The organism is Aeromonas sp. 130281, assembly GCF_056642115.1.
In genome coordinates this window covers 78,232-98,498 of sequence record NZ_JBWVQS010000007.1, presented here as the reverse complement: position 1 = coordinate 98,498, position 20,267 = coordinate 78,232, and the positions used below count along the sequence as shown (strand labels likewise).

The following is a 20,267-nucleotide window of genomic DNA, read 5'->3' as shown; positions in this document are numbered from 1 at the left end:
ACCAGAGAATATTGGGGACTCCTGTGCGGTTTCCGGCCCTTGTCCGGCGGCCGGCCCCTTCCGCATGGTGCAGGGCCAGGGCGCTGCGGCTCCAGTGGTTCTGTCCCGGGCGTCGTTGCCGCCCCGTCACCTTCTGACATGGCCGCCACGGGCAGCCAGCGGCCCGTGGCGGGGCCAATTCGTCATGCCAGCACCGCCAGGATCTGCTGCTGCAGCGCCTCGTCCAGCGGCGGCAGAGCCAGGGCCTCGACCGCGCTCACTATCTGCTGCGGGCTGCTGGCGCCGATCAGGGCGCAGCTCACCACGGGATCGCGCAGCACCCACTGCAATGCCAGCTGTGACAGGGGTTGGCCCCTCTGCTGCGCCAGGGCGTGGAGGGCGCGAATGCGGGCCAGCTTGTCCGCGGTGATCTGGTCGGGCTTGAGGAAGGGGCTGGCGCTGGCGGCGCGGGAGTCCGCCGGGATCCCTTCCAGGTAGCGATCGCTGAGCAGGCCCCCCGCCAGGGGCGAGAAGGCGACCACCCCCATCCCCTGCTCGCGGCAGACCGGCAGCGTCTCGGCCTCGATGTCGCGCTGGAACAGGGAGTATTTGAGCTGGTTGACCAGGCAGGGGGTGCCGAGTTCGGCCAGCCGGGTCGCCGCCCTGGCGGCAAGCTCGGCCGGGTAGTTGGAGAGGCCGACATAGAGCGCCTTGCCCTGGCGCACCATGAGCGCCAGCGCCTGACAGGTCTCCTCCAGCGGGGTGCGGGGATCCGGCCTGTGGTGGTAGAAGATGTCCACATAGTCGAGCCCGAGCCGACGCAGGCTCTGGTGCAGGCTGGCAAACAGGTATTTGGCGCTGCCGCCGTCGCCGTAGGGGCCGTCCCACATCACATAACCCGCCTTGCTGGCGATGATGAGCTCGTCTCTGTAGGGGGCCAGACTGCGTTTGAGCACGCCGCCGAAGGTGGTCTCTGCGGAGCCTGGCGGCGGCCCGTAGTTGTTGGCGAGATCGAAGTGGGTGATCCCGAGATCGAAGGCCTGATGCACCATGGCCTTCACCCTGGCGGGATCGCTCCCGGCGCCGAAGTTGTGCCAGAGGCCGAGGCCTATGCCGGGCAGGTGCAGGCCGTGGCGACCGGCGGGGCGGTAGGGCTGGCGCTGGTAACGATCCGGCGCGGCGAGGTAGTGATCATCCATGTTCATCAAAACTCCTGGGTTGGCTCGGTGGACTGTCGTTAGCAAGAGGAGGCGAAGAGCCCCCTCCTCTTCATAAGGGGAGGGGTATCATCGCGCCTCCCCCTCTCGAAGGGAGGTCGGGAGGGGTCTTAGCCTGCGGGGATCAGACGGTAACGGGTCTGATGGTGATACAGCCGGTCTGGCAGCAGCCAGGGGTCGCCGAGCTCGGGCCGGTTCGGGCTGTCCGGCAGCTGCTGCGCCTCCAGGCAGAAACCGTCGTAATCCCGGTATGGCCGACCGCTGCGGTCCGGCGTGCTGGCCAGCCAGTTGCCGGTGTAGAACTGCAGGGAGGGCTGATTGGTGTGGACCTCCATCACCAGCTGCCCATCCCCCGAGACCACCCGTGCCGCCCACGGCTGTTCGGGGCCGTTCAGCACAAAGGCGTGGTCAAAGCCCTTGGCCTGCAGCTGCTGGGGATGGCTCAGCCAATCCTGCCCGATGAGGCGCTCATTGCGCAGATCGAAGGGGCCCTCCACCGGCGTGATGGCGAGCGGCAAACCGCTCTGGTCGGTGGGCAGGAAGCGATCGGCATTGATGCTGATGGCATGATTGCGAATATCGGAGCGCACATCGCTGCCGCCCTGGTGGCCATCGAGATTGAAGTAGGCGTGGCTGGTGAGGCTGACCGGGGTCGGTGCATCCGTGCTGGCCATGAAGTCGACCACCAGATCCTGTTGCTCCAGCCGGTACTCCAGGGTCACCCGCAGGTTGCCGGGGAAGCCCTGATCTCCCGCCTTTGAGAGCAGCGCCAGCCTGACCCTGTCCATCTCCTGCTCCTTGACCTGCCAGGGCTGGCGATGGAATCCGTCGCGCCCGCCGTGCAGGCAGTGGGGGGCCTGATTGGCGTCGAGAGACCAGCGTTCGTCCCCTCGCACCAGCTCGGCGCCGCCGATGCGGTTGGCAAAGCGACCCGCTACCGCCCCCAGCCACACCTGCTGGGCGGCATAAGCCTCGTCGGCGCAGCCCAGCAGCACTTCACGGCGCTGGCCAGCTACCGGCAGGCTGAGGGAGGTGAGGGTGGCGCCAAATTCGAGGCCGCGCAGGCGCAGCCCCTCCTCGTTTTCCAGTTCGAATATCTTCATGGTTTGCCCGTTTCGATGATCGGTGAGCTGTCACTCATGTGCTTACCGTTAGAGCCTGCCGGCCCCGGCGCTGGCGCGGCAGACGTAGCAGTCCGCCTTGAGGCCAAACCTGGCCGGATACTCGGCCTCGACCACGGCGATCACCTCGTCCACCTGCGCCGGGCGCAGCAGGGCCACCACACAGCCGCCAAAGCCGCCGCCGGTCATGCGCACACCGCCTTCGCTGCCGATCTGGGCCTTGATGATCTCCACCAGGCCGTCGATGGGGGGCACGGTGATCTCGAAGTCGTCCCGCATGGCGGCATGAGACTGCCCCATCAGTTCGCCGAGGCGTATCAGATCGCCGCTCGCCAGGGCGTCGGCGGCGGCCAGGGTGCGGGCGTTTTCCCCCACCACGTGGCGGGCACGGCGGTAGCAGGCCTCGTCCAGTCCGGCCTTGCCCGCCTCCAGCGCGGCCAGATCCAGGTCGCGCAGCGCCTTGACCCCGTAGTGACGGGCGGCGGTCTCGCACTGCTGGCGGCGGGTGTTGTATTCGCTGTCCACCAGGCCGCGGCGCACGTTGGAATTGATGATGAGCACCGCCAGATCAGTGGGCATGGGGATGAGGCGGGTCTCCAGGGAGCGGCAGTCCAGCAGCAGGGCGTGGTCCGCCTCGCCGCTCGCCGAGATCATCTGATCCATGATGCCGCAGTTGCAGCCGACAAACTGGTTCTCCGCCTGCTGGCCGTTCAGGGCGATGTCGGCCTGGCTGATGGACAGCCCCAGGGCTTCCTTGAAGGCCTGGCCTATGGCCACCTCCAGGGAGGCGGACGACGACAGGCCGGTGCCCTGGGGCACGTTGCCCGAGACCACCAGGTTGAGGCCGCGCAGGGCATGGCCACGGGCCTGCAGATGCTTGACCACGCCGCGGATGTAGTCGCTCCAGCGCTGGTCCGGGTGATGGGTGATGGGCTTGTCCAGGCTGAACAGATCCCGCTGGTTGCCGTAGTCGGCGGCGACCACGTGCACCAGGTTGTCGCTGCGCAGGCCGATGGCGACGCAGGTCTCGTAGTCGATGGCACAGGGCAGCACGAAGCCGTCGTTGTAGTCGGTGTGCTCGCCGATGAGGTTGACGCGACCGGGGGCGCGCACCAGCAGGTCGGGTTGTTGCTCAAACTGCTCGGCAAACACGGCGCTGACGCGTTGGCTGGGGGTCATGGGGTCACCTCATTGGCTTTGTAATGAACGGGGGAGAGGGAACGCAGGCGCTCGGCGGCTTGCTCCGGCGTCAGAACACATTGACTGGGTTTCATCGTATTTCCCCATTGGCCTGGTTGTAGTGAATGGGGGAGAGGGCGCGCAGTCGTTCTGCCGCCTGTTCCGGCGTGAGATCGCGCTGGGTTTCTGCCAGCATCTCGAAGCCCACCATGAACTTGCGCACCGTGGCGGAGCGCAGCAGGGGCGGGTAGAAGTGGGCGTGCAACTGCCAGGCCTCGGGGCAGTCCGAGTTCGGCGGCGCGAAGTGCCAGCCCATGGAGTAGGGGAAGCTGCATTCGAACAGGTTGTCGTAGCGGCTGGTGAGCTCCTTGAGCGCCACCGCCAGATCTTCTTGTTGCTCCGGGGTGAGATCCAGCATTGAGGGCACATGGGCCTTGGGCAGCAACAGGGTTTCGAACGGCCAGGCCGCCCAGAAGGGCACCACGGCCAGCCAGTGTGCCGTCTCCACCACGATGCGGGATCTGTCTTGCAGCTCGCGCTCTACGTAGTCCAGCAGCAGCGGGCGGCCGTGCTCGGCCAGCCAGTCGCGCTGGTGCTGCTCTTCGCGGGCTATCTCGTTGGGCAGGAAGTCGCTGCCCCACAGCTGGCCATGGGGGTGGGGGTTGGAGCAGCCCATGACGGCGCCCTTGTTCTCGAACACCTGCACCCATTCCCACTGGCTCGACAGCTCGGCGACCTGGCTCATCCAGGTGCGGATCACCGCCTCTATGGCGGGCAGGGGCAGCTCGGGCAGTGTCTTGCCGTGATCCGGCGAGAAGCAGATGACCCGGCTGGTGCCGCGGGCGGCCTCCAGCTTGAGCAGGGGATCCTGCTCGCCGTCGGCGGCCGGGGTGTCCTGCATCAGGGCGGCGAAGTCGTTGGTAAAGACGAAGGTGTCCTGATAGTCGGGGTTCTGGTCGCCGGTGACGCGCTTGTTGCCAGCGCAGAGGAAGCAGTCCGGATCGTGGGACTGGCTCGGTGCCTGGCTTATTTTTTCGACCTGACCCTGCCAGGGGCGCTTGGCCCTGTGGGGGGAGACCAGCACATACTGGCCGGTCAGCGGGTTGAAACGGCGGTGGGGGTGATCAACAGGGTTGAACATCATCACTCCAATCAATGAGTTGAGAAAATCGTAACGGGCAGGCCGGCAGGCCTACTCCTCGTAACCGTTCGGGTTGGCGAGCTGCCAGCGCCAGCTGTCTGCGCACATGGCCGCTAGATCCCGGCTGGCGTGCCAGCCCAGCTCGCGCTCGGCCTTGGCGGGGTCTGCCCAGCATTCGGCGATATCGCCCGGGCGCCTGGGCTCGATGCGACAGGGCAGGGGGCGGCCGCATGCCGCCTCGAACGCCGCCACCATCTGCAGCACGCTCTGGCCCTGGCCGGTGCCCAGGTTGTAAGGGTGGACGCCGCCTCGCCCCGCGCAGTGGTGCAGCGCCTTGACGTGCCCCTCGGCGAGATCCATCACATGGATATAGTCGCGCACCCCTGTGCCGTCCACGGTGTTGTAATCGTTTCCAAAAACCGAGAGGCAGTCACGACGGCCTATGGCCACCTGAGTGATGTAGGGCATGAGATTGTTGGGCATGCCCTGGGGATCCTCCCCCAGGGTGCCGGATTCGTGGGCGCCGACCGGGTTGAAGTAGCGCAGCAGCGTCATGCTCCAGTGGGGTTCGGCGGCCTGCAGATCCTCGAGGATCTCCTCGATGATCAGCTTGGATCTGCCATAGGGATTGGTGGCGCTGCGGGGGAAGTCCTCCCGGATGGGGGTGCTGGCCGGGTCGCCGTAGACGGTGGCCGAGGAGCTGAACACCAGGTTGTGAACCCCGGCCCGCTTCATCGCCTGCAGCAGCACCAGGGTGCCGCTCAGGTTGTTCTCATAATATTCGAGGGGGATCCGGGTCGATTCGCCGACCGCTTTCAGGGCGGCGAAGTGGATCACGGCGTCTATCTGCTGCTCGGCGAAGATGCTGTCCAGCAGGGCGGGATCACGAATGTCTCCCTGATAGAAGCGGGGCATCTGCCCGCTGATGGCGGCAACCCGTGTCAGCACGGCGGCCTTGCTGTTGCAGAGGTTGTCCACCACCACGGGCTCCATGCCTGCCGCCTGCAAGGCCAGGCAGGTGTGGCTGCCGATATAGCCGCAACCGCCGGTCACCAGTACTCTCATCCTCTTCTCCACCGTTCGTGCCTCACGCAAGGAAAGCCTGAGCAGGAGTCTAGCCGAGGGGCTGGCGGACAAACTGTGAACTGGTTAACAAAATTGTGGAAACGATTACACCCGCTTGTGTGGTTATAAATGCATCGACATGGCTTTTCCCCCTGTTATCAGTGACATTGCCCGGTATAATGGCGCCATATCGAACCGTGAAATAAGTGAAAACAGCATGAGCACCATCAAGGATGTCGCCCGTTTGGCCAATGTATCGGTGGCAACGGTTTCACGGGTGATGAACAACTCACCCAAGGCCAGTGCCGCCTCCCGCGAGGTGGTGCAGAAGGCCATGGCCGAGCTGGGCTACACCCCCAACGCCAACGCCCGGGCCCTGGTCAGCCAGACCTGCGACACCATGGGTGTGGTGGTCGGTGATGTGGCGGATCCCTTCTTCGGTGCCCTGGTCAAGGGGGTCGCCGCAGTGGCGGTGGAGCAGGGGTTGCACCTGCTGATGGGTAATGGTTTTCACCGCGCCCAGCAGGAGCGGGAAGCGATCGAGCTGCTGATCGGCAAGCGCTGCGAGGCGCTGGTGGTGCACAGCAAGGCGCTCAGCGACGAGGAGCTCATCGACTACGCCCTGCGGGCCCCCGGCATGGTGCTGATCAACCGCGACATCCCGAGCCTGAGGGGGCGCTGCATCGCCCTCAACAACCGGCAGGGGGCCGCCACCGCGACCCGCCATCTGCTGGAGCTGGGGCACCGCCACATCGCCTTCCTCAGTTCGGATCACGCCATCGAGGATGCCCTGCTACGCCATCAGGGTTATCAGGATGCCCTGGCCGAGGCGGGCCTGAGCGCCGATCCCGAGCTGGTGGAGAGCGGCATGCCCAATGAGGAAGGGGGGGAGCGCGCCATGCTCAACCTGCTGGCCAAGGGGCTGCCCATCACGGCCGTGGTGGCCTACAACGACGCCATGGCGGCAGGGGCCATCTCCGTACTGGCGGACAACGGCCTCAAGGTGCCGGAAGAGGTCTCTGTGGTGGGCTTCGATGACATCATCTATGCCAGATACCTGAGGCCCAAGCTCTCCACCATGCGCTATCCCATCGAACTCATGGCCGCCCAGGCCGCCAAGCTGGCGTTGCAACTCGCCGCCGGGGAGAGCGAGACGGTGCAGAGCCGGATCTACACCCCGACCCTGATCAATCGCCACTCGGTCGCGCCCGTCAGGCTCTGATCGCTTCATCTTCCCGCCGCCGTCATGGCGGTGGGGTGAAGGCTGCAGAGGCACGTCTACTGGCTCAGGCCTCTGCTAAGCGCCCCAGTCTCTAATCAACAGCCGTCGGACTATGCGCGCCGCGCCCCCTGTCGCTGTCATGGCGGTGGGGTGCAGGCGGTGGAGGCACGTCTACAGACTCAGGCTTCAGTTAAGCGCCCCAGTCTCTAATCAACAGCCCGTCGGGCTCTGCACGCCGCGTCCCCTGCCGCCGTCATGGCGGTGGAGCCGGGCGCAGAGGCGTCTTTGCGCTGTCATGTCTTTGCTCAACAGCCGCTTGATGGTGCCCGCCACTATCTGCTCAACCGCCACTCGGCTGCGCCTGCCAGGTTCTGAGTGCTGCGCCTCCTTGCCGCCGTCATGGCGGTGGAGTGGGACGCAGAGGCGCCGCTGAAAGCCGCGGCTCTGATGATGGGCCCTGAAATGCCCCGTTCGAAGCCAAATCCTCTCTTTTCCCCCACTTCCCCGGTCCGGATCGCCCTGTTTCAGCCTGCCTGTGCGGCGGGGTGACCTTTTACTTTCATTTATCTGATTTTTACTCTGTTTTACTTAACAAAATCAGTGTAATCGTTTACATCTGTGTGAGCGAGATCGCCGATCACCGGGCAAAACTCCCCTACACTGCATGCGTTATCTGTTTCATGCAGGGAGAGAGAAGAATGCTCAGGGAGATAGTGGCCCGTCAGGACTGGCAGACCCAGGCGATTACCTCGGTGAATCGTCTGCCTGCCCATACCCCCTTGTTCAGCTGGCGCAGCGAGGCCGATGCCCGTGCCGGGCTCCCTTCGCCGTCCCGCATGCTGCTCGATGGCGACTGGCGTTTCTCCTTCTTCGAGGCCCCCGAGCTGGTGCCAGAGGTGTGGCTGAGCGGGGATCTGCACGGTGCGACTCCCATCAGGGTGCCTGGAAACTGGCAACTGCAGGGGTTTGATCGCCCCATCTATACCAACATCAAGTACCCCTTCCCCTGCGATCCGCCCCGGGTGCCGGCCGAGAATCCCACCGGCTGCTATTCCCGCGAGTTTGAACTGCCCGTCGACTGGCTGGCCAGCGGCCAGACCCGCATCATTTTCGATGGGGTGGACAGCGCCTTCCATCTGTTCTGCAACGGCCGCTGGGTCGGTTACTCCCAGGACAGCAGGCTGCCCGCCGAATTCGATCTCGGCGACTTCCTGCAGGCAGGTCCGAACCGGCTGGCCGTGCTGGTGCTGCGCTGGTCCGATGGCTCCTATCTGGAGGATCAGGACATGTGGCGCATGAGCGGCATCTTCCGCTCCGTCAGCCTGCTGCACAAACCCGAGCGCCGGCTGCTGGATGTGCGGCTGACCCCGGTGCTGGACGCCTGTTACCGGGATGCCCGTCTCAAGGTGGCGCTGCAGGTCAATGAGGGCGCAGGGCTGGCGGTGGAGACCAGGCTCTATTTCGGTGAGACCCTGATCGCCGATCGGCGCCAGCCGCCGGGCACTGGTGCCATCGACGAGAAGGGCGCCTACACAGACAGGGCCGAGCTGTGGCTGGAGGTAGCGGCGCCGCACAAGTGGAGCGCCGAGACGCCGCACCTCTATCGACTGACCCTGACCCTGCTGGACGAGCAGGGCGAGCCCATCGAGAGCGAGGCTTATGACGTGGGTTTTCGGGCGGTGGAGATCCGTGGCGGCCTGCTGAGGGTCAACGGCCAGCCCCTGCTGATCCGTGGCGCCAATCGCCACGAACACGATCCCGCCCTGGGCCATGTGGTGACCCCGGCCGCCATGGAGCAGGATCTGCGGCTGATGAAGCAGCACAACTTCAACGCGGTGCGCTGCTCCCACTACCCCAACCATCCCGAGTTCTACCGGTTGTGTGACCGGCTCGGCCTCTACGTGGTGGATGAGGCGAACCTTGAGACCCACGGCATGACCCCCATGGGGCGGCTGGCGCAGGATCCCGCCTGGAGCAACGCCTTCCTCGAGCGGGTCACCCGCATGGTGGCGCGGGACTTCAACCACCCCAGCATCATCATCTGGTCCCTCGGCAACGAATCCGGCTATGGCCCGGCACACGACGCCATGTACCAGTGGGTCAAACGGGCGGATCCGAGTCGCCCGGTGCAGTATGAAGGGGGCGGGGCCGATACCCCGGCCACCGACATCATCTGCCCCATGTATGCCCGTACCCACCAGGATCAACCCTTCCCGGCGGTGCCCAAGTGGGCGCTGGCCAAGTGGATAGGCCTGCCGGAAGAGACCCGGCCGCTGATCCTCTGCGAATATGCCCACGCCATGGGCAACAGCCTGGGGGGCTACGCCCACTACTGGCAGGCGTTTCGCGATCATCCCCGCCTGCAGGGCGGTTTCGTGTGGGATTGGGTGGATCAGGGGCTCGACAAGCAGACCGACGATGGCCGCCATTTCTGGGCCTATGGCGGCGACTTTGGCGATCTTCCCAACGATCGCCAGTTCTGCTGCAACGGCCTGCTGTTCCCGGATCGCACGCCGCATCCCGCCCTGTTCGAGGCGAAACGGGCCCAGCAGCCCTTCGTGCTGACCCTGCAAAGCCAGAAGCCGCTGACGGTGGAGATCGCCAGCGAATACCTGTTCCGCCCCACGGACAACGAAGTGCTGCGCTGGCAACTGCTGGAGGACGGTGTGGTGCTGAGCCAGGGGGAATGCCCGCTCGCGCTGGCGCCCAGAGGCAGCGTGACGCTGACCCTGCTGGAGCGGCTGCCGGGCGTTACCGCTGGCTCCCTGGCCTGGCTGGATCTGGCCATAGTACAGCCCACCGCCACGGCCTGGGCCGGGGCGGATCACGAGGTGGCGCGCCAGCAATGCATGCTGCCGACCCCTCTGGCCATGCCGGTGACCCGGGCGTCCGCCCCATTGAGCGAGCAGCCGGACCACTGGCTGGTGCGTGCCGCGGGCAGCGAGTGGCGGCTGGACAAGGCCAGCGGCCGCATCAGCAGCTGGCAGAAACAGGGCCGCGAGCGGCTGCGTGAGGCCATCGCCGATCACTTCTACCGGGCACCGCTCGACAACGACATCGGCACCAGCGAGGCGGATCACGCGGATCCCAACGCCTGGATTGCCCGCTGGCAGGAGGCCGGGCTCAATGATCTGCAGCACCGCTGCCTCGGCCTGGAGGCTAACCCCGATGGGGGGACGCTGGTCGCATCCCACGGTTACTTCGTCGGGGAGTCGCTGCGGCTGCTGACCCGCTGGCATCACAGCTTTGATGCCGACGGCGCCATGGCGCTGCGCATCGAGGTGGAGGTCGCCGCCGACATGCCGTCGTTGCCCCGGATCGGCGCCAGGCTCTGGCTGGCCGACGAGGTAGACGAAGTGAGCTGGCTGGGGCGCGGTCCCCACGAGAACTACCCGGACAGGCTGCTTGCCGCCGACCTCCATCGCTGGCAGTTGCCGCTTGCGGCCCTGCATACCCCCTATGTGTTCCCGACCGACAACGGGCTGCGCTGCGATACCCGTGAACTGCAGCTTGGCGAGATTGCCGTCGAGGGCCAGTTTCATTTCAGCGTCAGCCGCTACAGCCAGCAGCAGCTTGCCCAGGCCCGACATCAGACCGATCTGGTGGCCCGGGGGGGAGTGCACCTCTGTCTGGATGGCTTCCACATGGGGGTAGGGGGGGATGACTCCTGGAGCCAGAGCGTGCGGCCCGAATTCTGGTTGCCGCCTGGAAGTTACAGCTGGAACTGCATTTTTCGCTAGATGGACTAGTCTTGCATGGTGTGGCTTCGAAAGAGGCCTTAACTTACATAACTATTTAATTTTTAACAACATTGCTTCTATGTAACAGAGTGTAAACGTTTTCATTTTGTTGCCATGATCACAGACCGCCATACAACAAACTGATTACATTAGGCTGGCGCCAGTTCAAATGGTGTACAGCATTCCCTACAAAAACAGATATTAGAGATCGGAGCATAACAATGAAAAAACTCACGACAGTTGCCACCTTGCTGATGGGACTGATGGCGGGAGCCCAAGCCCAGGCCGATACCCGTATCGGTGTCACCGTCTACAAGTATGACGACAACTTCATGGCCGTGGTGCGCAAGGCCATCGAGAAGGAAGCGGCAGCCAATCCCGGCGTGGAGCTGCTGATGAATGACTCCCAGAACGACCAGTCCAAGCAGAACGACCAGATCGACGTGCTGCTGGCCAAGGGCGTGAAGGCGCTGGCCATCAACCTGGTTGACCCGGCGGCGGCCCCTGTCGTGATTGAGAAGGCCCGTGCGGACGAGATCCCCGTGGTCTTCTACAACAAGGAACCGAGCGCGGCCGATCTGGCCAGCTATGACAAGGCCTACTACGTGGGTACCGACTCCAAGGAGTCAGGCATCATCCAGGGCCAGCTGATCGCCAAGCACTGGAAGGCACACCCCGAGTGGGATCTGAACAAGGATGGCGTCATCCAGTTCGTGCTGCTGAAGGGCGAACCGGGCCACCCGGATGCGGAAGCCCGCACCACCTACGTCGTCAAGACCCTGAATGACGGCGGCGTCAAGACAGAGCAGCTGCACATGGATACCGGTATGTGGGATACCGCCATGGCGAAAGACAAGATGGACGCCTGGATCTCCGGCCCGAACGCCAACAAGATCGAAGTGGTCATCGCCAACAACGACGGCATGGCAATGGGCGCTGTTGAATCCCTGAAAGCCCAGGGCAAGACTGCCATCCCGGTGTTCGGCGTCGATGCCCTGCCGGAAGCCCTGGCCATGGTCAAGAGCGGTGCCATGGCGGGTACAGTGCTGAACGATGCGGCCAACCAGGCCAAGGCCACTTTCGAGCTGACCAAGAACCTGGCTGAAGGCAAGCCGGCCGGTGAAGGCACCAACTGGAAGATCGACAACAAGGTCGTGCGCGTTGCCTACGTGGGCGTAGACAAAGACAACCTGTCCCAATTCGAGTAATTCCTCCCCTCAGGGCAAGGGAGATCCCCTTGCCCTTTTTTCAACCAGATGTGATGGCTGATATGACAACACGGCAACAATCAGAATGGCTGTTGGAGATGATTGACGTCAGTAAGAGCTTTCCTGGCGTCAAGGCACTCGATAATGTCAATTTACGGGTCCGTCCTCATTCTGTGCATGCGTTGATGGGCGAGAATGGCGCAGGGAAGTCCACGCTGCTCAAGTGCCTGTTCGGCATCTACGAGAAGGATCAGGGCAAGATCTTCTTCAAGGGACAGGAGATCAACTTCACCTCGTCCAAAGAGGCGCTGGAAAATGGCGTATCCATGGTGCATCAGGAGCTGAACCTGGTATTGCAACGCACCGTGATGGACAACATGTGGCTCGGTCGCTACCCCACCAAGGGGTGGTTCATCGACCACGGCAAGATGTATGACGACACCAAGCGCATCTTCGACGAACTGGACATCGACATAGACCCGCGGGTCAAGGTCGGCACCCTCTCCGTCTCCCAGATGCAGATGATCGAGATCGCCAAGGCATTTTCCTATGACGCCAAGATCGTCATCATGGACGAACCCACCTCCTCTCTGACCGAGAAAGAGGTCAACCACCTCTTCAAGATCATCAACAAGTTGAAGGACAAGGGGTGCGGCATCGTCTACATCTCCCACAAGATGGAAGAGATCTTCCAGCTCTGTGACGAGATCACCATATTGCGGGATGGCCAGTGGGTGGCGACCCAGCCGCTCGAGGGCATGACCATGGATCAGATCATCGGCATGATGGTCGGTCGCGAGTTGACCCAGCGCTTCCCGGAGAAAACCAACCAGCCCAAAGAGGTGATCCTCGAAGTCGAGCACCTGACGGCCAAGAATCAGCCTTCCATCAAGGACGTGAGCTTCAACCTGCATAAGGGGGAGATCCTCGGCATCGCCGGTCTGGTGGGGGCCAAGCGCACCGACATAGTCGAGACCCTGTTCGGCATCCGCGATCACAGCGACGGTGTCATCAAGCTGCACGGCAAGGAGGTCGCCAATCGCAACGCCCATGAGGCGATCCAGAACGGCTTCGCCCTGGTGACCGAGGAGCGCCGCTCCACCGGGATCTACTCCCGTCTCGACATCGCCTTCAACTCCCTGATCGCCAACATGGACAACTACAAGGGATCTATGGGGCTGCTCAGCGACAACAAGATGAAGAGCGACACCCAGTGGGTCATCGACTCCATGCGGGTCAAGACACCGACCCAGCAGACACAGATTGGCTCCCTCTCCGGGGGCAACCAGCAGAAGGTGATCATAGGCCGCTGGCTGCTGACCCAGCCGGAGATCCTGATGCTGGATGAACCGACCCGGGGCATAGACGTCGGGGCCAAGTTCGAGATCTACCAGCTCATCCTGGAGCTGGCGAAGAAGGACAAGGGGATCATCATCATCTCGTCCGAAATGCCCGAACTGCTGGGGATCACCGACCGCATCATGGTGATGAGCAATGGCCGGGTCGCCGGGATCGTCAATACCAAAGAAACTGACCAGAGCGAGATACTGCGCCTGGCATCTCTGTACCTCTAGAGACAGGAAGACATTTATGGAGTCGGCTAAAAATTTCAATCTGATGCAGGCGCTCAAGGAAAACGCCATCTACCTGGTGCTGCTGGTGCTGCTCATGGTTATCGTGATCCAGGAGCCATCCTTCCTGAGCCTCACCAACCTCAGCAACATCCTGACCCAGTCCTCGGTGCGGGTCATCATAGCGCTGGGGGTGGCGGGCATCATCATCACCCAGGGGACGGATCTCTCGGCCGGTCGTCAGGTCGGTCTGGCGGCGTTGATCGCGGCCACCATGTTGCAGGCCCTGACCAACGTCAACAAGGTGTTCCCCAGTCTGGGTGAAGTGCCCATCCCGGCGGTGATCCTGCTGGTGTGTGCTGTGGGGGCCCTGATCGGTCTGGTCAACGGCCTGATCGTGGCCTACCTGAACGTGACGCCCTTCATCACTACTCTGGGCACCATGATCATCGTCTACGGCATCAACTCCCTCTACTTCGACTCGGTAGGTGCCTCCCCGGTGGCCGGCTTCGACCCCCGTTTCTCCAGCTTCGCCCAGGGCTTTATCCGGATAGGGGGATTCAAGCTCTCCTATCTCACCTTCTATGCGGCCATCGCCAGCGTCTTCGTCTGGGTGCTGTGGAACAAGACCCGTTTTGGCAAGAACATCTTCGCCATCGGCGGCAACCCGGAAGCAGCCAAGGTCTCCGGCGTCAACGTGGCGGTCAACCTGGTGATCATCTATGCCCTGGCCGGCGTCTTCTACGCCTTCGGCGGCATGCTGGAAGCGGGCCGGATCGGCAGCGCCACCAACAACCTCGGCTTCATGTATGAACTCGATGCCATCGCGGCCTGCGTGGTGGGCGGGGTTTCCTTCGCCGGCGGTGTGGGAACTGTCGCGGGTGTGATCACCGGCGTGCTTATCTTCACGCTGATCAACTATGGTTTGACCTACATAGGTGTCAGTCCCTACTGGCAGTTCATCATCAAGGGCGGCATCATCATCCTGGCGGTAGCCCTGGACTCCATGAAGTACGCCAAGAAGAAGTAAGCATTGGCAGGGGGCCGGGTTATCCCGGCCCTTTCTCTTTGGAGGGATCCAATCCATGGCATTCAAAGTCAAGATCAACGCGCTGCTGCTGCTCGCCATCCTGGTCACCATCGGTACCGCCTGGTTCAGCGTCAACCACTTCATCAGCGGCTACATCCGCACCCAGGCCACCCAGAACATCAACGAGCAGATCACCCTGGTCAAGGAGAAGCTGGCCGGTGACATCAACCAGAAGGTGCTGCTGGCGGCGAACCTCAATCTCGGGGTGACCAGCGTCAAGAAGGCGCTGCAGGAGACCGGCTTTCACAACATCGTCAAGCTGATCGGCGACATGGCATTCGACGTGAACGGGGTCATCGACGACAAGGCCAGGGTCGAGGCTCTGCGCAAGCTGATCCCCGCCGCCAACAACCAGATCACCGTCAGCCCGCTGGAGCAGCTGGACGGCAAGCCGGTCATCTCCATCCTGGTGCCGCGCGGTGCCGATTCCGCCTACCTCTACTACCTGGACATGAGCGAGTTCAAGGCGCTGCTGGAGAAGGTGAGCGGGGAGGGGCGCTACTTCTCCCTGAGCGACAGTCAGGGCCAGGTGCTCTACAGCAGCAAGCCACAGGGGGAGAGCGAGAGCCGCCCCAACCAGCTGGATATCCGTGGCAGTCAGTGGACCCTGACCGGTTACGTGGACCTCGATTACATCCGGTCCATGACCCGGTCCCTCAACGGCCAGATCATCATGGCGCTGTTCGGCGTGGCGATAGTGGTGATGGTGCTGGCGATGCTGGCGCTCAATGTGGCCTATAGGCCGATCCTCTCCCTGCGGGATCTGGTGCTGGAGCTCTCTCGCGGCAGCGGCGATCTGACCCGCCGGCTGACGGTGACCAGCACGGATGATCTCGGCCAGATCTCGGCGGGCATCAACCGCTTCATCGAGCGGCTGCAGGAGATGATGGGAGAAGTACGGGAAGCCAGCGGCCAGCTCAACAGCGGCATCGAGGGGCTGGCCAGTCAGACGGGCTCCGCTCAGGGGCTGCTGGCGGATCATGTGCGGGAAACCGAGCAGGTGGTCACCGCCATCAACGAGATGAGCCGCACCGCGGTCTCCGTATCGGAGAGTGCCGCCAGCACGGCCCAGCTCACCGGCCAGAGCCAGCAGCTCGCGAGCCAATCGCGCCGGGTGGTGGATCAGGCCATGGCCAGCGTGACCGCCCTGGTGACCGAGGTGGAGACCACGGCCCACTCCATCGCCGCCATGCAGCAGGATGTGCAGCAGATAGGTTCCATCCTGGGGGTCATCGGCGGCATCGCCGAGCAGACCAACCTGCTGGCCCTCAACGCCGCCATCGAGGCAGCCCGGGCTGGTGAGCAGGGGCGCGGGTTTGCGGTGGTGGCCGACGAGGTGCGCTCCCTGGCGGGCCGTACCCAGAAGAGCACGGCCGAGATCCAGACCATGCTGACCCGGTTGCAGCGGGGCACCCAGACCGTGGTGGCGGCCATGGGCAACACCCGGCAGAGCTGTCAGGATGCGGCAGAGAACACCAGCAAGGTGAATGCGTCGCTGGATCTGATGGCGGGGGAAGTGGTGGAGATCAACGATCTCATCAGCCACATTGCCACGGCGGCGGAGCAGCAGAGCGCGGTCGCCGAAGAGATCAACCGTAACATGAGCGCCATCGCCGAGGTGATCACCCAGCTCAAGGGCAATGGCGAGCGGACGGTGGAGAGTTCGACCTCGATGCAGCACACCTATGACAGGCTGCGGGAGATAGTGGGGCACTTCCGGCTGGAATAAGGTCGGTTGGACTGGTGATGGGCACCCTGGCCGCAGTGGTCAGGGTGACAGCGAACCGGGAAAGCGTGAGAAACGCCCAAAAAAGATGGGGGCGACTTGCGTCGCCCCCGATAGTCTTATCGCTCATATCCTTGAACGAAGTTGCTCCCTGCAATCCCTGACTATACCTCTTCCTTTAGGTTTCCCCTTCCCAATCCTTTGGGGTGTCCTTTAGCCATCATGGCTTGACGAGTCATCCGTTCCCGTCGCACTTTCTCCGTCCTGGGAGGTGTCCTTTACCACATCCTGTGGTGAGTCCATTTGCCCAACCCTGGCAGCCAGTCTTCCTGACCGACTTCATTGCGTCCGTGCAGGAGTAACTATAAGGATTTCCCGGGGGACGACAACGGCATGTTGAAAAACGTTTTTTCCAAACTCGTTTCTCGAGAAATGATAATGACGTTATTTCGTTTTGTATCAATATCTTGCGCTTTTTAAGTGCGGTTTTTTTGCGCCTATCTTCCGACTATGGCGAGAATTTTTGAGGCGCTTTGCTTACACCTACTATGGCGAATGTCTCACAGCTCGTTTAACTGAGGTTCAGAAAAGTCATCAGGGTCAGAGTCGATCGCGGATAGGCGAGCCGGGGCCGACAGCATCCAGGTCGGAGGCGCCTGTGCCAAGTCGGGTTGAGGGGGAACACGGAGGGTTGCATGGGGTTGCTGGCCGGAAGCGGCTAACAGGAGCTGGCTATAGGGGGAGGGGTATACCGGCGTGGGGAGCGGACAAGCCAGGAGGAGGGATCCTCCCCCTGGGGGCAGTATCAGTGGTGCTGCTGACCGCCATACCATTGGCACAGATAGGCGGGGATCAGCATCTGGGGGGCCTGGTCAACATGGCACACCACCAGCGGCATGGCGGGGGCGCCCTGGGCCTGAACCAGGGCCGGTGTCATGGGCAGAACCAGGGCGACCAGCAGAAACAGCGACTTGATCTTCATGGTTATCTCCTTGGTGATAGAAAATAGCGTGATCTTGATCACTTTCTGAGTTAAGGCGAACCAGGGAGCGGCGCAAGGCGGCGCAATAAATTCAACTAATGAAAAAACTTTAAAACCCGGATGCAATGGCGCTGGTGAGAAAAGCATCGCCAGGATGCGCTCAGAATGCATATCCATATAAAGGAGATGCGATGAGTATCACAGCACGGAGGGCTGTCCGTGCGGGTTGGCGCCGATGCCATGATCTGGGACAAGAGATGGATTATTCAGAAGAAGGGATGCAGATGACTATTTATGTGACGAGGGGAGGGTGTATTTATGAGGATAAATGCATGGATGAACGCATAAAATTCAAACAAAAAATAAAATAAAGATATGCTCATGATTTTATTGGTTATTTGTAATGGCGAATATCCATTTATAGATATCAAGCATGAATGAAAATGCTATCTTGGCGAAATAAAAGCTGCCCTTATTGCGTAAACATGCGGTCAGCATTAATGGGTAAATGTCATTTATGTAAACTCCATCATAAATTAACTCCTGATTTTATTCAGTCTCGAGTGAATGTGATCAATGTCTAAGTTTGCAGTGATTGCTAGTCCTAACCTCTGTCACGAAAGGCAAGGGCAGGATAGAACACAAGCTGAATACCCTACATAAAGAATATCCCGCCTTAGCCACGAGCCAGAATAGAAGGAATCTATTCAATCACTCGCAGGGACCACTGCTAGACGGAATATAATCATGAGCAAATTTTATGTAGGTTCTGAAGTTGGCCAATTGCGCCGCGTCATGCTGCACCGCCCCAACCTCAGTCTGAAGCGTCTGACCCCTTCCAACTGCCAGGATCTGCTGTTCGACGATGTCCTGTCCGTTGAACGTGCCGGTCAGGAGCACGACAAATTCGCTCAGGTACTGCGCGATCAGAATGTCGAAGTCTTCCTGCTGACCAACCTGCTGGCCGAAACCCTGGATGTGCCGGAAGCCAAAGCCTGGCTGCTGCAACACCAGGTCTCCGATTATCGCCTCGGCACCGCCCTGGCCAATGACGTGCGCTGCTTCCTGGCGGACATGCCGCACCGCGAGCTAGCCCGCATCCTCTCCGGTGGCCTGACCTACTCAGAGATGCCCTACAGCGGCGTCAACATGGTGGTCGGCATGCACGCCCCGACCGACTTCATCATAGAGCCGCTGCCCAACCACCTCTTCACCCGTGACACCTCCTGCTGGGTCTATGGCGGCGTCTCCATCAACCCCATGGCCAAGGCCGCCCGTCGCCGCGAGACCAACCATGTGAAGGCCATCTACCGCTGGCACCCGCAGTTTGCCGGCCAGGACTTCATCAAGTACTTCGGTGACGAGGATCGCGACTACGACAACTCCACCATCGAAGGGGGCGACGTCCTGGTCATCGGCCGTGGCGCCGTGCTCATCGGCATGTCCGAGCGCACCACGCCGCAAGGGGTGGAGCACCTGGCCCGCGGCCTGTTCAAGCACGGTCAGGCCAAGCAGGTCATCGCCATGCAACTGCCGAAACACCGCAGTTGCATGCACCTGGACACCGTCATGACCCACATGGACATAGACACCTTCTCCGTCTATCCGGAAGTCATCCGCAAGGACGTGAACTGCTGGAGCCTGACCCCGGGCGGCGCCACCGGCATGAACATCAAGGAAGAGGGCTACTTCGTGACCGCCATCGAGAAGGCGCTGGGCGTGGATCAGCTCAAGCTCATCACCACAGGTGGTGACAGCTTCGAGGCCGAGCGCGAGCAGTGGAATGACGCCAACAACGTGCTGACAGTACGCCCCGGCGTGGTGGTGGGTTACGAGCGCAACACCTACACCAACGAGAAGTACGACAAGGCCGGCATCACAGTGCTGCCCATCCCGGGTGAAGAGCTGGGACGTGGCCGCGGCGGCGCCCGCTGCATGAGCTGCCCGATGGAACGTGACGGCATCTGACAAGACGGCGTGGCGCCGGCAGAGGCTGGCGCCACACATACCAAGACTCGAGAGTAACACTCATGAAAAAACCAACTGTCGTCGTCGCCCTGGGTGGCAATGCCCTGCTCCGTCGTGGCGAGCCCCTCGAAGCTGACATCCAGCGCAAGAACATAGCGACCGCCGCCAAGACCATCGCCCGGATCGCCGAGGATTACAACGTGGTACTGGTGCACGGCAACGGCCCGCAAGTCGGCCTGCTGGCCCTGCAGAACAGCGCCTACACCAAGGTCTCCCCCTATCCCCTGGATGTGCTGGGCGCCGAGTCCCAGGGCATGATCGGCTACATGCTGATCCAGGAGCTCAAGAACCTGATGCCGAGCCGCAACGTCACCGCGCTGCTGACCCAGGTGCAGGTCGACCCCAAGGATCCGGCGTTTGCCAATCCGACCAAGTTCATCGGCCCCGTCTATGAGGAAGCCGAAGCCCGCGCCCTGGCTGCCGAGAAGCAGTGGAGCGTCAAGGCAGACGGCAAGTTCTTCCGCCGTGTGGTGCCGTCCCCGCTGCCCCAGCGCATCGTCGAAGGCGACGCCATCGAAACCCTGATCGCCCAGGGCCACCTCATCATCTGTACCGGTGGTGGCGGCATTCCGGTGACCTGGGATGGCCACTGCCTGACCGGCATCGAAGCCGTCATCGACAAGGACATGTCTGCCGCCTACCTGGCCAAGCAGATCAAGGCCGATGCCCTGCTGATCCTGACCGATGCCGATGCCGTCTATCTGGATTGGGGCAAGCCGACCCAGCACCCGCTGCGGGTCACCAGCCCGGCCGAGCTGGCTGGGGTCAAGTTCGATGCCGGCTCCATGGGGCCCAAGGTCGAAGCCTCCTGCGAATTCGTCAAGGCAACCGGCGGCATGGTCGGCATAGGTTCCCTGGAAGATGGCCTCGCCATCCTCAAGGGGGAAGCCGGCACCAATATCGTCGCCACCCATACCGTGAATGCTTGAGTCGTTGAATCACTGCGTAGTTAACAACACTGCCCGAATTGGTCTGACACAAATATAGAGAGAACTCAT

14 protein-coding genes are annotated in these 20,267 nt (G+C 62.3%); 8 read left to right on the top strand and 6 right to left on the bottom strand.

The genetic code is table 11. The features are described from left to right. Window positions 1-182: 182 nt before the first annotated feature. The 5 genes from AC1IN8_RS17185 to galE all read right to left on the bottom strand — a co-directional run bounded on the left by AC1IN8_RS17185 (window position 183) and on the right by galE (window position 5,702). Complete coding sequence (locus tag AC1IN8_RS17185) at window positions 183-1,178, bottom strand: aldo/keto reductase (RefSeq protein ID WP_479759916.1); 996 nt, start codon at window positions 1,176-1,178, stop codon at window positions 183-185. Between the two features lie 128 nt (window positions 1,179-1,306). Beyond that, a complete protein-coding gene (locus AC1IN8_RS17180) occupies window positions 1,307-2,299 on the bottom strand; it encodes a galactose-1-epimerase (protein ID WP_479759823.1) in 993 nt (330 codons plus the stop codon). A 48-nt stretch (window positions 2,300-2,347) separates the two neighbouring features. Then, the gene (gene galK / locus AC1IN8_RS17175) at window positions 2,348-3,496 is read right to left on the bottom strand and encodes a galactokinase (protein ID WP_202047629.1); all 1,149 of its coding nucleotides are present in this window, start codon (window positions 3,494-3,496) and stop codon (window positions 2,348-2,350) included. Between the two features lie 91 nt (window positions 3,497-3,587). Then, window positions 3,588-4,637: a UDP-glucose--hexose-1-phosphate uridylyltransferase gene (locus tag AC1IN8_RS17170; protein WP_479759821.1), complete on the bottom strand. Its 1,050-nt coding sequence runs from the start codon at window positions 4,635-4,637 to the stop codon at window positions 3,588-3,590. Window positions 4,638-4,688: 51 nt separating this feature from the next. Further along, window positions 4,689-5,702: a UDP-glucose 4-epimerase GalE gene (gene galE / locus AC1IN8_RS17165; RefSeq protein WP_202047627.1), complete on the bottom strand. Its 1,014-nt coding sequence runs from the start codon at window positions 5,700-5,702 to the stop codon at window positions 4,689-4,691. 217 nt (window positions 5,703-5,919) lie between these two features. On the opposite strand from galE, the gene AC1IN8_RS17160 reads away from it, so the two are divergent. From AC1IN8_RS17160 to AC1IN8_RS17135, 6 genes are all read left to right on the top strand, one after another. Then, the gene (locus AC1IN8_RS17160) at window positions 5,920-6,924 is read left to right on the top strand and encodes a substrate-binding domain-containing protein (protein WP_106885518.1); all 1,005 of its coding nucleotides are present in this window, start codon (window positions 5,920-5,922) and stop codon (window positions 6,922-6,924) included. 698 nt (window positions 6,925-7,622) lie between these two features. Continuing rightward, on the top strand, window positions 7,623-10,664 hold the full coding sequence (locus AC1IN8_RS17155; protein ID WP_479759819.1) for a beta-galactosidase: 3,042 nt from the start codon (window positions 7,623-7,625) through the stop codon (window positions 10,662-10,664). Between the two features lie 221 nt (window positions 10,665-10,885). Further along, on the top strand, window positions 10,886-11,872 hold the full coding sequence (mglB, locus tag AC1IN8_RS17150; protein ID WP_025328672.1) for a galactose/glucose ABC transporter substrate-binding protein MglB: 987 nt from the start codon (window positions 10,886-10,888) through the stop codon (window positions 11,870-11,872). 53 nt (window positions 11,873-11,925) lie between these two features. Continuing rightward, window positions 11,926-13,446, top strand: coding sequence for a galactose/methyl galactoside ABC transporter ATP-binding protein MglA (gene mglA / locus AC1IN8_RS17145; RefSeq protein WP_265435042.1), 1,521 nt, complete (start codon window positions 11,926-11,928; stop codon window positions 13,444-13,446). 16 nt (window positions 13,447-13,462) lie between these two features. Continuing rightward, complete coding sequence (gene mglC / locus AC1IN8_RS17140) at window positions 13,463-14,473, top strand: galactose/methyl galactoside ABC transporter permease MglC (protein ID WP_041206572.1); 1,011 nt, start codon at window positions 13,463-13,465, stop codon at window positions 14,471-14,473. Window positions 14,474-14,528: 55 nt separating this feature from the next. Further along, window positions 14,529-16,262 carry a methyl-accepting chemotaxis protein gene (locus AC1IN8_RS17135; RefSeq protein ID WP_139437967.1) on the top strand — a complete coding sequence of 578 codons (1,734 nt, stop codon included), beginning with the start codon at window positions 14,529-14,531 and terminating at the stop codon, window positions 16,260-16,262. 802 nt (window positions 16,263-17,064) lie between these two features. Here AC1IN8_RS17135 and AC1IN8_RS17130 read toward each other — a convergent pair. Then, window positions 17,065-17,241, bottom strand: coding sequence for a hypothetical protein (locus AC1IN8_RS17130; RefSeq protein WP_139437965.1), 177 nt, complete (start codon window positions 17,239-17,241; stop codon window positions 17,065-17,067). Window positions 17,242-17,988: 747 nt separating this feature from the next. Between AC1IN8_RS17130 and arcA the strand changes: the two genes are divergently transcribed. After that, the gene (arcA, locus tag AC1IN8_RS17125) at window positions 17,989-19,209 is read left to right on the top strand and encodes an arginine deiminase (RefSeq protein ID WP_025328667.1); all 1,221 of its coding nucleotides are present in this window, start codon (window positions 17,989-17,991) and stop codon (window positions 19,207-19,209) included. Between the two features lie 62 nt (window positions 19,210-19,271). Next, the gene (gene arcC, locus AC1IN8_RS17120; RefSeq protein WP_043128648.1) at window positions 19,272-20,198 is read left to right on the top strand and encodes a carbamate kinase; all 927 of its coding nucleotides are present in this window, start codon (window positions 19,272-19,274) and stop codon (window positions 20,196-20,198) included. The last annotated feature ends 69 nt before the right edge of the window (window positions 20,199-20,267 follow it).